Here is a 15235-nt window from a genome sequence, read left to right as displayed (position 1 = left end):
TAGCTCACAAATATTTATAAAAATTCCAAAAAGACCTCTGCTGTAAATAGTCGAGGTCTTTTTCATTTTGATAAGCCTCTCTTTCGAAAGAGATATTCCTATAGGCTAAAAACCTATCCTTATATTTTAATAATAAAATCAAATACTCAATTCCATACCAAATAAAGAAGAACACAACTGCCATTTCCAACTGCTGCTTGATGTGAATTTTTTCATGATTCAATAAGACCTCATTACTACTATCCTTCTCATTTGCTAAAAATACAAACGGATAAAGTGTGATTCCTCTAAAACCTTTTGGTAACAAATATCGAAACACTATTACAATCATAACCGCAAAGTTGCTAAATTTGTACTTATGAATACAAGAATCGACCCAAATACTTTAAAAGAAGGCGAAGATTTCTATTATACTCCGGAAGGCTATAAATGTTTTACCGAAAAATACCACCTTAAAAGAGGCTACTGTTGCAAAAGCGGCTGCCGTCATTGTCCTTATGGCTTTGATAAAAAAACAGGAACCTTCAAAAAAAAGTAATGAATTTTCAACTACATACATACAAAATAACTATTTATCAGGTCTATCACCGGGCAGATATCCGTTATCCATAGTTTCTTGGAAGTACCCTTATTTCTGATTTCGGGATCAGGAAAGCTATTGTTAAAAAATAGCTTACTTCCGCACCTTTCACAAAACAGATCAAAACCAAATAACACACTCCTAAGTCTGAACAGCTTAGCTAAAACTAAAACTAAATGACATTTCAAGAACAAATACTGGAAGGCATTCCTTCTGTCTTACCACAACCTAAAGTATATGAAACCCAAATCAACCACGCACCTAAACGTAAAGAAATCCTAAACGAAGAAGAAAAAAAACTAGCTTTAAAAAATGCTTTACGCTATTTTGAACCTCAACATCACGCTACACTAATTCCTGAATTCAAAGAAGAATTAGAAAAATACGGTCGTATTTATATGTACCGTCTTCGTCCCGATTATGAGATGAAAGCACGCAACATTAATGAATATCCGGGAAAATGTACACAAGCTAAAGCCATTATGTTAATGATCCAAAACAATTTGGATTATGCTGTAGCCCAACATCCCCACGAACTTATCACGTATGGTGGTAACGGAGCTGTATTTCAAAACTGGGCACAATATCGCCTTACTATGAAATACTTGGCCGAAATGACTGATGAACAAACTTTAGTCATGTATTCCGGTCACCCTATGGGCTTGTTTCCTTCTCATAAAGAAGCTCCAAGAGTTGTGGTTACCAATGGTATGATGATTCCTAATTACTCTAAACCGGACGATTGGGAAAAATTCAATGCTCTTGGCGTAACGCAATACGGACAAATGACTGCTGGAAGTTATATGTACATTGGTCCGCAAGGAATTGTACACGGAACTACCATTACAGTTCTAAACGGATTCAGAAAAATTAAGAGAACTCCAAGCGGAAGCCTATTTGTAACGTCCGGTTTAGGAGGAATGAGTGGTGCTCAACCCAAAGCCGGAACAATTGCAGGTTGTGTAACAGTGTGCGCTGAAGTAAATCCTAAAATCACTAAAATTCGTCACGAACAAGGTTGGATCCATGAAATTATTGAAGATTTAGATCAATTAGTAACCCGTACCCGTCAAGCTTTAGCCAATAAAGAAGTAGTTTCCATCGCTTATTTAGGTAATATTGTTGATGTTTGGGAACGTTTTGACCAAGATAACCTTCATATCGATCTGGGTTCAGACCAGACCTCTCTGCATAATCCTTGGGCTGGTGGTTACTACCCGGTAAGTCTTTCGTTTGAAGAAGCCAATAAAATGATGGCTGAAAACCCTGCTCAATTCAAAGAAGAAGTACAAAAATCACTACGTCGTCAAGCAGCGGCTATCAATAAACATACCGCAAAAGGAACGTATTTCTTCGATTACGGAAATGCCTTTTTATTAGAAGCTTCTCGTGCCGGAGCTGATGTCATGAATCCGAATCCTACATTAGGCAGAGAATTCAAATATCCGAGTTACGTCCAAGATATTATGGGTCCCATGTGTTTCGATTATGGCTTTGGTCCATTCCGTTGGGTTTGTACTTCAAATAATCCGGAGGATTTACAAAAAACGGATGCTATTGCCTGCGCCGTTTTAGAAGAAATGAAGAAAAATTCACCGGAAGAAATTCAGCAGCAAATGGCCGATAATATCCAGTGGATCAAAGGCGCCCAACAAAACAAATTGGTTGTAGGTTCGCAGGCACGTATCTTATATGCAGATGCAGAAGGGCGAATTAAAATTGCGGAAGCTTTTAATCAAGCCATTGCTAAAGGCGAAATCGGCCCCATAGTTTTAGGCCGCGACCACCATGATGTATCAGGAACTGATTCTCCTTATCGTGAAACTTCAAATATTTATGATGGTTCTCGCTTCACAGCAGATATGGCTATCCACAATGTTATAGGCGATAGTTTCCGCGGTGCTACCTGGGTTTCTATTCATAATGGCGGTGGTGTAGGCTGGGGAGAAGTAATCAACGGTGGATTTGGCATGCTTCTTGATGGTTCTACAGAAGCATCAAAACGCTTACAATCAATGCTTTTCTGGGATGTAAACAATGGTATTGCCAGAAGAAGTTGGGCACGAAATGAAGGAGCTGTTTTCGCTATAAAAAGAGCAATGGAAACGCAACCTTTGTTAAAAGTTACCATCCCTAATACAGTTGACGAAACTATTTTGTAAATTTATAGTTGCGATTATAAGCCAATTATAAATTACAATCGCAACACTATCAAAATAAAAAACGTTATGAATTATGAAAACAATTAAAGTATTAACCATTCTATTTATCGCAACTCTAGCTTCTTGTAGTTCCGTTAGAGTAAATGCTGATTACGACAAAAAAGCAAACTTTGATTCGTACAAAACGTATGCTTATTTAAAAAGCGGAGTAGACCAAGCCGAGATCTCTGATCTGGACAAAAAAAGAATCCTTTATGCCATTGACGATGTTATGGCTGCCAAAGGTTTTACGAAATCTGACCAACCTGACGTTTTAATAAGTATTTTTACAAAAGAGAGAGAGCGTGTAGATGTTTATCAGAATTATGGCGTAGGCTGGGGATGGAACCCTTGGTGGGAGCTAACTATTCTACCGTATCCACAACACCGGAAGGTACTTTGTTTATAGACTTCATTGATGCTAAAACCAAAGAATTAGTTTGGCAAGGAGAAGGAACAGGTTATTTAACCAAAAATGTTGAGAAAAAAGACGAACGGATTAAGGAATTTGTGTCAAAAATATTAGCGCAATACCCTCCTCAAACAAAATAATTCTCATTTTTAAAGATTTGATTTTAAGAAAAGTAAAATAAAGAATATTGTTTTTTGACTATTTCGCATTTCTTTATAAAAAAACACATATTTAATTCATCGTAAAAAAACATTCTTTACATTTGTTTCAAAGATTTTAGAAAATAAATGAGAAACTTAATTGTCATTATCGCTGTCATTATTATTGTGATTCCTCAATTGCAGCGGATGGTTATTTAGTTTTCTTATCAATAAAAGTTAATCAAACCTTCCGCTAAACCGGAAGGTTTTTTTTTGAAACAAACTAAAAGATAATGTATGTATTTCGATGACAAAACCATTTTGTTTTATGATGGGCTATTTACAAAAGCTGTAGAGGCCACTACTAATTTATACACCCAAACCATGCACTATGGCTATGGGGTCTTTGAAGGCATAAGAGCTTACAAAACCGAAAACGGCACTAAAATTTTCAAGGCAGAAGAGCACTTTGAGCGCCTAAAAAATTCATGTAAGCAAATTCACATTCCTTATACATACGATAATGAAGAACTCATTCAAAAAACGTATGAAGTTCTAAAACGCAACAATCTTAAAGATGCTTACATACGTCCTTTAGTTTTTTGCAGCCCTAATATGGGAATTGGTCGTCCTAATGGAGTTTCTATCATGATATGTGCGTGGGAATGGGGAGCTTACTTAGGTGAAAAATTATTGAATCTTAGCATCTCATCGTATTGCCGACCTCATCCCCGCTCTACTAAAGTAGAAGCTAAAGTTTGCGGACACTACGTCAACTCGATTTTAGCGTCAGTGGAAGCTAAAGACAAAGGTTTTGACGAAGCTTTACTTCTAGACTCAGAAGGCTATTTAGCAGAAGGTCCCGGCTCTAATCTTTTCTTTGAAAAAAACGGCAAATTATATACCCCGCAAAGAGGCAACATTCTCCCGGGAATTACTCGTGCTACAGTAATTGAACTCTGTAAAGAATTAAACATTCCGGTTGAAGAAGGGTTGTACAAACCAGAAGAACTACAAAATGCTGACAGTGCCTTTTTATGCGGAACAGCTGCCGAAGTCATCGGAGTTTCTTCTTTGGACGGCAAAGATTTTCCTGTAAAATGGGAAAACTCTTTAGGTAAAAAATTACAATTAATATATAAGAATTTAGTATTGGAAAAACCATTACTTCAAACACAATCCTAATGGCTTTAAATAAACACAGCAGAATAGTAACTCAAGACCCTACGCAACCTGCCGCACAAGCAATGCTTTATGGTATCGGATTAACTGAAGAGCAACTGAATTTACCTTTTGTCGGTATTGCTTCTATGGGATATGACGGAAATACTTGCAACATGCACTTAAATCATTTGGCTACTTACATCAAACAAGAAGTAAATGAAGCCGAAATGGTGGGCTTATTTTTAACACCATAGGGATCAGTGACGGAATTACCAACGGAACAGATGGTATGCGTTATTCATTAGTCAGTAGAGAAATTATTGCTGACAGCATTGAAAGTGTAGTAGACGGACATTATTATGATGGGGTTATTGCTATTCCGGGTTGCGACAAAAATATGCCGGGAAGTATTATCGCTATGGGGCGTTTAAACCGACCTTCAATCATGGTTTATGGCGGAACTATTGCTCCGGGAAAATACCACGGAAAAGATTTAAACATTGTTTCTGCTTTTGAAGCTTTAGGCGAAAAAATAGCAGGTAAAATAACCGAAGAAGAATACAAAGGTATCATCAAAAATGCTTGTCCGGGTGCAGGTGCTTGTGGCGGAATGTACACCGCAAACACTATGGCGATTGCTATCGAAGCCTTAGGAATGAGCCTTCCCTACTCTAGTAGCAACCCGGCGGTAAGTCATGAAAAAATAGAAGAATGCAAACAAGCGGCACATTACATGAAGATACTTTTGGAGAAAGATATTTGTCCAAAAGACATCATGACTTTTGAAGCCTTTGAAAATGCCATTACAACTTTAATTGCCTTAGGCGGAAGTACAAATGCGGTACTGCATGTTATTGCTATGGCAAAAAGTGTGGACATCAAAATAACCTTAGAAGATTTCCAACGCATTAGCGATAAGACACCGTTAATTGCCGATTTTAAACCGGGTGGAAATTACTTAATGCAAAATCTTCATGAAAAAGGTGGTGTTCCCATGGTTTTAAAGTATTTGTTATCCAAAGGAATGTTACATGGCAATTGTTTAACGGTTACCGGAAAAACATTAGCCGAAAATCTAGCGGAAGTTGAAGCTATTGATTTTGAAGTGCAAAACATCATCCGTCCTTTAGAAAATCCGATTAAAGCAAACGGACATTTACAAATGCTCTATGGTAATTTGGCAGAAAAAGGTTCGGTGGCCAAAATAACCGGAAAAGAAGGCGAATTCTTCAAAGGTCCTGCAAAAGTTTTCAATGGCGAAAAAGAACTGATAAAAGGCATAGCCGATAAAAAAATAGAAAAAGGTGATGTTGTGGTTATCCGATATGTGGGACCGAAAGGCGGACCCGGAATGCCTGAAATGCTGAAACCAACTTCCGCTATCATTGGTGCCGGATTAGGAAAAAGCGTCGCCCTTATTACGGACGGAAGGTTTAGTGGTGGAACTCACGGATTTGTCGTCGGACACATAACACCAGAAGCATTTGAAGGCGGAGCTTTAGCATTCGTTGAAAATGGCGACTTAATAGAAATTGATGCCGTCAACAACACCTTAACGCTTCAAGTGAGCGAATCTGAATTAGCAATACGAAAAGAAAACTGGGTAAAACTGCCTTTAAGTGTTAACCGAGGCGTATTGTACAAATATGCCAAACTGGTTAAAGACGCATCAGAAGGCTGTGTTACTGACGAATAAAAATCTAAAGTTATGAAAACAATCGATCAACATACCAACCCAAAAGAAAACAAACAATTCTATCAGGCTACCGGAAGCATTGCTGTAATTGATGCTTTACTTTCTGAAAATGTAGATACCATTTTCGGATATCCCGGTGGTGCTATCATGCCTATATATGATGCTTTATTTGATTATAAAGATAAGCTACATCATATTTTAGTACGCCATGAACAAGGTGCTATCCATGCGGCACAAGGTTATGCCAGAGTAAGTGGAAAAACCGGAGTCGTCTTTGCTACTAGTGGTCCGGGGGCAACAAACTTGGTAACCGGTTTAGCTGATGCTATGATCGATTCGACTCCTGTAGTGTGTATCACAGGGCAAGTTTTTGCACATCTGTTAGGAACCGATGCCTTTCAGGAAACCGACATCGTCAATATTACCTCACCGGTAACCAAATGGAACTATCAAATTACGGATGCCAATGAAATTCCGGAAGTTTTGGCAAAAGCTTTTTACATCGCTAAATCAGGAAGACCTGGTCCGGTTTTGATTGATATCACTAAAAATGCCCAACTTCAGTTGTTTGATTACAACGGTTACAAATCGTGCATCCACGTTAGAAGTTACCGGGCAAAACCTGTTGTTAAACCGGAATATATTCAAGCGGCTGCCGATTTAATCAATCAGGCTAAAAAACCACTTGTTATTTTTGGTCAGGGTGTAATTTTAGGCAATGCCGAAAAAGAATTCCTTCAATTTATTGAAAAAGCCAGTTTACCAACAGCTTGGACCATTATGGGAATGAGTGCTATTCCAACCGATCATCCACTTGGTGTAGGTATGGTAGGAATGCACGGTAATTATGGACCAAATTATTTAACCAACGAATGTGATGTTCTAATTGCCGTTGGAATGCGATTTGACGACCGAGTTACCGGAAGATTGGACAAATATGCCAAGCAAGCTAAAATTGTTCACTTAGATATTGACCCGGCTGAAGTGGACAAAAATGTACTCACAACCGTTCCGGTTTGGGGCGATTGTAAAGAAACACTTCCGCTTCTAACCGCTCTTTTAGAGCCAAAAGAACACAAAGCATGGTTGCAAGAATTCCAAGATAAAATGCAGTATGAAGAAGAAGTTCTGATCAATAAAGAACGTTTTCCGGAAACTGAAGAGCTGACCATGAGTGAAGTTTTATTTGAACTTAACGAATTAACTCATGGCGATGCTGTTATGGTTAGTGATGTAGGGCAACATCAAATGGTGGTTTGCCGTTATTCTAAACAAAATCAAACCCGAAGTAATATCACCAGTGGTGGTTTAGGAACCATGGGATTTGCTTTGCCGGCAGCCATCGGTGCTAAATTCGGTGCTCCCGAAAGAACTGTTGTAGCTATTATGGGTGACGGAAGTGCACAAATGAACCTTCAGGAACTAGGGACTATTATGCAATTTCAACCCAATGTAAAAATCATCATTCTGAACAATCAATTCTTAGGAATGGTTCGCCAGTGGCAGGAGTTATTTCACGAAAAAAGATACTCGTTTACGGACATCACCAGTCCTGATTTTGTTCAGGTAGCCAAAGGCTATCACATTAAAGGTCAAAAAGTAGCCGAACGTTCGGAACTTAAAAAAGCCTTAGCAGAAATGCTGGCTTCAAACGAATCGTATTTACTTGAAATTATGGTAGCCAAAGAAGACAATGTATTCCCAATGGTACCACAAGGAAAAGGAGTTTCAGAAATTGTATTAAGTAAAGACCAAATTTAAGAACTCATGAAACAGGAATATACCATAACCGCTTATACAGAAAACCAAGTGGGGATTTTGAATAAAATTGCCATCATGTTTTCCCGAAGAAAAATCAGTTTGGAAAGTCTAAACACTTCTCCTAGCGAAGTTGAAAACATCTACCGTTTTACGATTGTCGTGAAAGAATCGGAATCCGTAGTTAAAAACTTGGTAAAACAAATCGGTAAAATCGTTGATGTTCTTAAAGTATATGTCAATACCAATGACGAAATCATTTGGCAGCAAATTGCGCTGTACAAAGTTCCTACCGAAATCATCATGAAAGAGGCAAAAGTGGAACGCTTATTAAGAGCTTACGGAGCCAATGCTGTTGTGATCCGAAACGATTATACGGTTTTTGAATCCACAGGTCAAGACGAAGAAATCAATAAATTATTATCCGAATTGCACAAATACGGCTTAATCGAGTTCGTCAGAAGTTCAAGAATTGCCATCATGAAAGCCAGCGAAGGTATTCATAAAAGCATTTTGGAACTCGAAAAAAATGATCCTACAAAAGATCCGATCAACAACGAGTTCTTAAGCTTAAAAAGCAAAATATTTCAAATGTAATTAACAAACCAATAAAATAAATAAAAATTATGGCACAAATCAATTTTGGAGGCGTAGTAGAAAATGTAGTAACCCGAGAAGAATTTCCATTAGCAAAAGCATTAGAAACCTTAAAAAACGAAACCATTGCAATTATCGGTTATGGTGTTCAAGGTCCGGGACAAGCTTTAAACTTAAAAGACAACGGTTTTAAAGTAATTGTAGGACAACGAAAAGGTGGAAAAACCTGGGACAAAGCAGTAGCTGACGGCTGGGTTCCGGGTGAAACATTATTTGAAATTGAAGAAGCTTTAGAAAAAGGAACTATCATCCAATATTTATTGTCTGATGCCGGACAAATTGAACTTTGGCCAACGGTTAAAAAATATTTAACTCCGGGTAAAACGTTATATTTCTCTCACGGCTTCGGTATCACCTACAAAGAAAAAACAGGAATCATCCCTCCTGCTGACGTTGATGTTATCTTAGTCGCGCCAAAAGGTTCGGGAACTTCATTGAGAAGATTATTTTTAGAGGGTAAAGGATTGAATTCGTCTTTTGCTATTGAACAAGACGCGACCGGAAAAGCACGCGAAAAAGTAATCGCTCTAGGAATCGGTGTCGGTTCCGGTTACCTGTTCGAAACTGATTTCTACAAAGAAGTAACTTCCGATTTAACCGGAGAACGCGGAACACTAATGGGAGCTATTCAAGGAATTTTTGCGGCTCAATACGAAGTATTACGTGAAAACGGTCACACACCGTCTGAAGCTTTCAACGAAACAGTTGAAGAATTAACGCAAAGTTTAATGCCTTTAGTTGCAGAGAACGGTATGGATTGGATGTATGCCAATTGTTCGACTACAGCGCAAAGAGGCGCATTAGATTGGTGGAAACCGTTCAAAGAAGCTACTAAACCGGTTTTCGAAAAATTATACAGCGAAGTAAAAGCCGGAAACGAAGCACAAAAATCTATTGATTCAAACAGTAAACCGGATTACCGCGAAAAACTGGAAGCCGAATTAAAAGAATTAAGAGAAAGTGAAATGTGGCAAGCCGGCGCAACGGTTCGTCAATTGAGACCCAAAAATTAACAAAATGAACTTATACAATGAAATTCTAAAAGCCAAAGAACAACTTAAAGATGTGGTACCTTCGACGCCTTTAAGTGAAAACATGAATTTATCAGAAGAATTTCAGGCTAAAATTTTATTAAAAAGAGAAGATTTACAAATTGTGCGCTCCTACAAAATCAGAGGAGCGTACAATAAAATCAAATCGCTTTCCGAAGCGGAAAAACAAAACGGAATTGTATGTGCCAGCGCCGGAAATCATGCGCAAGGTGTAGCCTATTCGTGCAACTTATTGAAAATTGAAGGTCGCATTTATATGCCCAAAACCACACCGAAACAGAAGATCAAACAAGTACAATTATTTGGAAAATCATTTGTGGAAATTATTTTAACGGGCGACACTTTTGACGATGCTTATGCAAGTGCCAAAAAAGATGCCGAAGAAAACCACAAAACATTTATCCATCCGTTTGATGATGAAAAAGTAATTGCCGGACAAGGAACAGTTGCCATAGAATTTTTAGAGCAATGTAAAGAACCTATCGATTATGTATTTATTCCGATTGGCGGTGGCGGATTACTTTCGGGCGTAGCGACCTATTTAAAAACGGTTAGTCCAAACACAAAAATTATCGGCGTGGAACCTCTTGGTGCTCCTTCCATGAAAACTGCCATAGAAAAAGGCAAAAATGTAGCTCTGGAAAGCATCGATAAGTTTGTAGACGGTGCTGCTGTGAAACAAGTGGGAAGCCTTACTTATGCGATCAGTAAAAATTTAGTTGACGATATAATTTTGGTTCCCGAAGGAAAAGTATGTTCTACTATTTTACGTTTGTACAATGAAGATGCAATGGTTGTAGAACCCGCAGGTGCATTATCTATCGCGGCATTAGATTTTTATAAAGAACAAATTAAAGGCAAAACTGTCGTTTGTATTGTAAGCGGAAGTAACAATGATATTCTAAGAACCGAAGAGATCAAAGAGCGTTCGCTTTTATACGAAGGTTTGAAACATTATTTTATGATCCAATTTCCGCAACGTCCGGGCGCTTTAAAAGAATTTGTCAACGACGTTTTAGGCGAAGAGGACGATATTACTTATTTTCAGTTTGCTCAGAAAAATAACCGCGAAACCGGACCTGTAATTGTCGGGCTTGAAATTAAAAAACAAGAGGATGTTGTTCCTTTAAAAGAACGAATGTTACAAAAAGGATATCAATACCGTTATTTAAACGAAAAAGAAGATTTGTTTACTCAATTGATACGTTAAACTTGAAGAGGCTTTACAGCCTCTTTATTCATTTTATCGAAATTTCTTTTAACCTTAACTAAATTTTTAAACTTTATTCTTGGGTTCGTTGTACATTTGCAGTTTAATTAAGAAATTTCAGATGAAAACCCCAAAAGAAAAGACGCTTAAAATTGTAAAAATCTTCCTGATTAGTTTTAGTTCTTTAATCCTCATATTATTGGCTTTCCCTTTTGTTTTTACTAATACTATTACACAAAAAGTTAAAGTTACTGCTAATACCCATTTAAACGGCGAACTCAATTTTAAAGACTCTAATTTATCTTTCTTTAAGCATTTTCCATCTTTAACTTTAACATTGAATGAGTTGAACCTGAATGGTTCTGAACCGTTTAAAAAGCAATCTTTAGTCAATGCTAAAGAGGTTTCACTGGGTATTAATGTTTTCAGCCTGATCTTGGGACAGGAAACCGAAATTGACGAGATCTATCTGGATGATGCTAAGATTAATATTCAGGTTAACCGTTTCGGAGAAGCTAATTATAATGTCTACAAATCAAATGCAGATACAACACAGACATCTTCTGACGAAGGTCAATTAAAACTGAAACGCATTATTATTAAAAATAGTGAATTAGTTTATAACGACAAGTCTGCTAAAATGAAAATTGTATTAAAAGGCTTGAATTACAGAGGTACAGGTGATCTGCAAAACGCTAATTTCGACTTAAAGACCAGAGCGCAAATTGACCAACTTTCTTTGACGTATGACAAAAAAGAATACTTGAAAGATAAAAAGGTAAAAGCCGATCTGATTACTAAGATCAATACCAACTCTTTATCGTTTCTTTTTGAGAAGAATGACCTAATCATCAATAAATTACCTATCGAATTCAGTGGCTTTTTTGACTTTATTTCTAATGGCTATAAAATGGATTTTAAAGTTAAAACCACTAATAGTAATCTGGAAGACCTGTTTTCGGCTTTACCACCGGAATTCGGAAAGTGGGTCAAAGACACCAAAACCAAAGGAAAAACAGACGCCGCTTTCAACTTAACAGGCGATTATATCGTTTCTGAAAATAAACAACCGGAAATCGACTTTGCTATTAACGTTCGTGACGGTTATATAAAACATCAAAATGCTCCCTTCCCCATCGAAAATTTATATCTGAACCTAGAAACCAAATTACCTAATTTAGATGTAAGTCAATTGGAGGTTAAATTAGATTCTTTATATTTTGATGTCAATAAGAACAACTTAAGTGCCATTCTAAAATCAAGTGGTTTCGGTGATGTAATGAAAATAGACAGTAGAATTAAATCAAATTTAGATTTAGGGTTCGTTTCTTCTGCTTTACAAATTCCGAATTTTGAATTGGGCGGAAAATTAATTGCTGATATTGTTGCCAACGGAAATTATAATGCCCGAAAACGATTGTTCCCCAAAGCAAAAGGAACTTTCAATTGGGAAAACGGAACTATTAAGACGACTTATTATCCAAATGCTATTCAAAATATTCAATTGGATGCGAAGTTAAATAACCCAAGCGGTTACTTTAAAGACGCTTCGTTAGACATCACAAAAGGTCATTTTACTTTTGAAAACGAACCGTTTCAATTGGCTGCTCATTTCCAAAACTTTGACGATGTAGCTTACAACATTGCAGCAAATGGAACTTTGAATGTAGGCAAGATCTATCAGGTTTTTAAAGTTGATGGAATTGACGTTAACGGAAAAATAACTGCCAATATTAGTCTGAAAGGCAAACAAAGTGATGCCACTGGTGGAAATTATGCAAAACTGGAAAACAAAGGGACACTTTCGGTTCAAAAAATAGCAACCCGAACAACGTTCTTACCTTTACCTTTTGTCATTGAAAACGGAACTTTTATTTTCAACCAAGACAATCTGAACTTTAACGATTTTAAAGGAAAATACGGAAGTTCAGATGTTAGCATGAATGGTTATTTCCAAAATGCCATAAACTTCTTCCTTTCAGACAGAGAAGTTTTAAAAGGGAATTTCAAATTAAACTCAACATTATTGAATACAAATGAGTTTTTCTTTACCAAAGAGATTCAAACACAAACCGAGAGTAAAAAAGAAAAAAATATAGAAAGTACCATCAATCAGGTTATGGAAGTTCCTACAAACCTGGATTTAGGATTTGATCTGGACGCCCGAAAATTGGTCTATGAAGATATCAATATTGAAAATATTACCGGAAAAGTTACTATTCAAAACGGAAAAATAGCGCTAAACAACGGAAAACTCAACATTATTGATGCTAGCGCATTGATGAATGGTTCGTATGAAAATACAGGCACACAAAAAGCTAATTTTGATTTCAAAATGAAGGCTGCTGAATTTGACATTAAACGCGCTTATAATGAGATCAAACTCTTTCGGGAATTGGCTTCCAGTGCTGAAAATGCAGAAGGAATTATAGGAATGGATTACGCGATTAAAGGTGTTTTAAACAATAAAATGGAACCGATTATGCCATCACTGGAAGGCGGTGGAGAAATCACGGTTAAAAAAGTGAAGATGAACAACTTCAGATTGATGAATGTTGTTTCCGAAAAAACCGAATACAGCAGTTTAAAAGATCCGGATTTATCTGAGATCATCATAAAATCTACTATTAAGAACAATATTATCAACATAGAGCGTTTTAAAGCCAAGGTCTCGCTTTTCCGTTTGCGCTTTGAAGGACAAACCAGTTTTGACGGTAATTTGAATTTAAAAATGCGCATTGGTCTGCCACCGTTAGGAATCATCGGAATTCCTATAAAGGTTACCGGAACTCAGGACGAGCCCAAAATTCAGTTAGGTAAAAAAACAGAAGATCTGGAAGAAACCATCTATGATGAAAATGCTCCTGAAAATAATACTATCACGCCTTTACAAGAAACTATAGCCCCGGTTGCAGATTCAACGGCAGGTAAAGAACCTTTAAAAACAACTGTAAAAGATACACTTATTCATCCTTTACAAAAAGATAGTATTCAAACAGATACTGCAACCGTAAAAACGCTTTTGAATACTGCAATTAATGATACTATTCCTTTAGAGAATATAAAATCAGACAGTATTTACCAGCTTCAACCTAAAAAAGACAGTATCAGATAATTTGATTTATTTGTCTCAAAAGAACAAAAGGTTTCAGATCATGATCTGAAACCTTTTTTATTGGCATAAAATTTGGTTATTTTTAACAGCTAAACATTTCACCCATGAAAAATAACTACCTCTTTTTATTGCTATTATCTGCATTGATTGTTTCCTGTAGTTCTACCAATAATTTAACCATGAATGCCACACAACCGGCTCCGGTTTATTTAAGCAAACAAGTTCAGCGTGTCGGCATCATAAACAGAAGTATCCCTGACAAAAAATATGAAGCTATTGATGCCATTGACAAAATCCTGACTATGGAGGGAAAAGAATTAGATAAAGAAGGTTCTGAAATAACTGTTGAAAGTTTAAAATCGGAATTAGAGAAAACAAACCGGATGGAATATGTTACTATCATAGACAGTGTAGACTTTAAGCAATATGGTATTGACCAATTTTCGAACGAATTAAGCTGGGAAAAAATCAACCAAATTTGTCAGCAAGAAAATTTAGATGCTATTTACGAATTGTCCTTTTACGACACCGATTCTAATATACGTTATAAAGCCGTAACAAGTCAGGTTACAAATGCTTTTGGCATTAAAGTCCCCGTAATAGAACAGGAAGCTACTGTAAGTACACTTATTAAATGGGGATGGAGAATTTACGACAATCAAGAAAAAGTTATACGAGATGTCTTTGCTTCTTCTAAAGGAATCACTTTAACCGGAAAAGGAATTAATCCGGTAAAAGCATTTGAAACCATTAAAAACAGAAAAGATGCTGTTTTAAATATCAGTAAAAACATAGGAATTGATTATACATATAGGATTTTCCCTTACACCATTAGAGTTTCCAGAGAATATTTCGTTAGAGGAACCAATAACTTTGAAATTGGCAAAAGAAGAGCCCGAGCCGGTCAATGGGACAGCGCTGCTGAATTATGGTTGTTAGAAACTAAAAATAAGAACTCTAAAATTGCCGGAAGAGCGTATTACAACATGGCTATCATCAACGAAATTAACGGAGATTTAGATCAAGCTATTAATTGGGCAACACAATCCTACACCGACTACAATAACAAATTAGCACTTCACTATTTGAATATTCTGAAAAACAGGAAAAGAACCAACCAACAATTAGGAGAAGAGTCACAATAAATCATTATTGCCTTACACTGTTTCATTTAATAATTCGCAACAAATACGGATCAAGAAGCTATTTTTTACTAAATATATAAAAATAGCTTATATTTTTTGAAAAAA

Annotated in this window: 10 protein-coding genes and 2 pseudogenes; 11 read left to right on the top strand and 1 reads right to left on the bottom strand. The window is 36.7% G+C overall.

The genetic code is table 11. From position 1 onward, the window contains the following. Positions 1–4: 4 nt before the first annotated feature. Complete coding sequence (locus DI487_RS10585; RefSeq protein WP_109569615.1) at positions 5–331, bottom strand: hypothetical protein; 327 nt, start codon at positions 329–331, stop codon at positions 5–7. Between the two features lie 27 nt (positions 332–358). Between DI487_RS10585 and DI487_RS10580 the strand changes: the two genes are divergently transcribed. The 11 genes and pseudogenes from DI487_RS10580 (at position 359) to DI487_RS10530 (ending at position 15130) form a co-directional block, all read left to right on the top strand. After that, positions 359–538 (top strand): DUF5522 domain-containing protein, encoded by a 180-nt coding sequence (locus DI487_RS10580; RefSeq protein ID WP_109569614.1) that lies wholly within the window; start codon positions 359–361, stop codon positions 536–538. 218 nt (positions 539–756) lie between these two features. Beyond that, positions 757–2742, top strand: a complete 1986-nt coding sequence (locus tag DI487_RS10575; RefSeq protein ID WP_109569613.1) for a urocanate hydratase — start codon at positions 757–759, stop codon at positions 2740–2742. Positions 2743–2815: 73 nt separating this feature from the next. Further along, a pseudogene (locus DI487_RS10570) lies at positions 2816–3333 on the top strand (DUF4136 domain-containing protein). Positions 3334–3630: 297 nt separating this feature from the next. Next, positions 3631–4518 (top strand): branched-chain amino acid transaminase, encoded by an 888-nt coding sequence (locus DI487_RS10565; protein WP_109569612.1) that lies wholly within the window; start codon positions 3631–3633, stop codon positions 4516–4518. Then, a pseudogene (ilvD, locus tag DI487_RS10560) lies at positions 4518–6193 on the top strand (dihydroxy-acid dehydratase). Before DI487_RS10565 ends, ilvD begins: the two are co-directional and overlap by 1 nt. A gap of 12 nt (positions 6194–6205) precedes the next feature. Continuing rightward, complete coding sequence (ilvB, locus tag DI487_RS10555; RefSeq protein ID WP_109569611.1) at positions 6206–7954, top strand: biosynthetic-type acetolactate synthase large subunit; 1749 nt, start codon at positions 6206–6208, stop codon at positions 7952–7954. A gap of 6 nt (positions 7955–7960) precedes the next feature. Further along, the gene (gene ilvN / locus DI487_RS10550) at positions 7961–8548 is read left to right on the top strand and encodes an acetolactate synthase small subunit (RefSeq protein WP_109569610.1); all 588 of its coding nucleotides are present in this window, start codon (positions 7961–7963) and stop codon (positions 8546–8548) included. A 29-nt stretch (positions 8549–8577) separates the two neighbouring features. Then, entirely contained in the window at positions 8578–9621 is a 1044-nt protein-coding gene (gene ilvC, locus DI487_RS10545) for a ketol-acid reductoisomerase (RefSeq protein WP_109569609.1), read from the top strand. A 4-nt stretch (positions 9622–9625) separates the two neighbouring features. Further along, positions 9626–10870 carry a threonine ammonia-lyase IlvA gene (gene ilvA / locus DI487_RS10540; protein WP_109569608.1) on the top strand — a complete coding sequence of 415 codons (1245 nt, stop codon included), beginning with the start codon at positions 9626–9628 and terminating at the stop codon, positions 10868–10870. 121 nt (positions 10871–10991) lie between these two features. After that, entirely contained in the window at positions 10992–13985 is a 2994-nt protein-coding gene (locus tag DI487_RS10535; RefSeq protein WP_109569607.1) for an AsmA-like C-terminal region-containing protein, read from the top strand. A gap of 104 nt (positions 13986–14089) precedes the next feature. Then, positions 14090–15130: a DUF6340 family protein gene (locus DI487_RS10530; protein ID WP_109569606.1), complete on the top strand. Its 1041-nt coding sequence runs from the start codon at positions 14090–14092 to the stop codon at positions 15128–15130. Positions 15131–15235: the final 105 nt, after the last annotated feature.

It is taken from the genome of Flavobacterium sediminis (assembly GCF_003148385.1).
GTDB classification, from domain to species: Bacteria; Bacteroidota; Bacteroidia; order Flavobacteriales; family Flavobacteriaceae; genus Flavobacterium; species Flavobacterium sediminis.
The sequence above is the reverse complement of the archived record's forward strand: the minus strand, read 5'-3'. Positions and strand labels throughout refer to the sequence as shown.